At 58.9% G+C, this 1,265-nt stretch carries 2 protein-coding genes; both read left to right on the top strand.

From position 1 onward, the window contains the following. Nucleotides 1–109 precede the first annotated feature (109 nt). Entirely contained in the window at nt 110–256 is a 147-nt protein-coding gene (locus BLW10_RS14070; RefSeq protein WP_177169081.1) for a hypothetical protein, read from the top strand. Then, on the top strand, nt 253–1,265 hold a 1,013-nt coding region (gene iscB / locus BLW10_RS13565; protein WP_143117101.1), incomplete at its 3' end, for an RNA-guided endonuclease IscB. The genes BLW10_RS14070 and iscB, both read left to right, overlap by 4 nt.

Raw genomic sequence — 1,265 nt, 5'->3', positions numbered from 1 at the left:
CCCCTCATTCAAATCTGCGCTTTTCTAAGCCAATCTAGGCTTTTGAAGCGCACAGTTGAGGGTGCAGGGTCAGGTCTGTGAGACCTACGTTGAACAGGTCACGACACCCATGAATGAACGCCAGTTTGTGGCGCTGTCGATGGTTTTTAAGGAACGGCATGGAGATTTGACCATGCCGCGTGAGGCCATCCCGACAAGCCTGTTCAACATTCCCGAGGCAAACATAACCCCTTTACGGGAGATGATTCAGAAATGAACACCAATTTTGTTTTTGTGCTGGACACTGACAGGCGACCCTTGTCGCCCTGTCATCCGGCCCGCGCACGGGAGTTGCTGCGCACTGGCAAAGCGGCGTTGCTGCGGCGGTTTCCCCTCACGATCATCCTCAATCGAGCGGTACCTGACGCATCGCCAGCGCCCTGCCAGATCAAACTCGATCCAGGTTCAAAGACGACCGGCATCGCGCTGGTGCAGGGCGAGAAGGTCGTGTGGGGCGGCGAGTTGCAGCACCGTGGCGCGTTGATTCGCAAGAAACTGGCAAGCCGCCGTGCGTCCCGTCGTCTGCGCCGCTCTCGGTTGCGCTACCGTGCGCCGCGCTTCCTGAACCGGACACGCGCAACAGGTTGGCTCGCACCAAGCCTTCAGCATCGCATCGAAACCACGATGACGTGGGTCAATCGACTGATGCGGTTTGCGCCGGTTGGCGAACTGACGCAAGAGCTGGTCAGGTTCGACATGCAGAAGATGAATAACCCTGAGATTCGGGGAACCGAGTATCAGCAAGGCGAATTACTCGGTTTCGAGGTGAGGGAATACCTGCTCGAAAAGTGGGGGCGGACGTGCGCCTACTGCGGCGCTAAAGGCGTTCCGTTAGAGGTCGAGCACATCCACCCGCGTAGCAAAGGCGGTTCGGATCGCGTCTCTAACCTGACGCTGGCCTGCACCAAGTGCAATCAAAAGAAAGGCAACCGGCCCGTCGCGGAGTTTTTGGCGAAGAAGCCAGACCTGCTCAAGAAGATTCTCGCCAAAGCGAAAGCCCCGTTGCGAGATGCGGCGGCGGTCAACGCAACCCGCTGGGCGCTGTTCCAGCGGCTCAAAGCAACCGGCTTGCCAGTGACAGTCGGCACGGGCGGACAGACCAAATTCAACCGCAAACAGCTTGGCTGGGATAAGGCCCACTGGTTGGACGCTGCGGCGGTTGGGGCGATCGGCTCTCTGGTGCTTGCCACAGACCGACCATTGCACATAGTCGCCAAAGGGCAGGG

It is taken from the genome of Allochromatium warmingii (genome assembly GCF_900107145.1).
GTDB classification, from domain to species: domain Bacteria; phylum Pseudomonadota; class Gammaproteobacteria; order Chromatiales; family Chromatiaceae; genus Thermochromatium; species Thermochromatium warmingii.
This window is presented reverse-complemented; position numbering and strand designations above follow the sequence as displayed.

Bases quoted from the DNA above. Each gene is read 5' to 3' on its own strand.
- BLW10_RS14070 (WP_177169081.1), top strand. From the start codon at position 110: ATGAATGAACGCCAGTTTGTGGCGCTGTCGATGGTTTTTAAGGAACGG.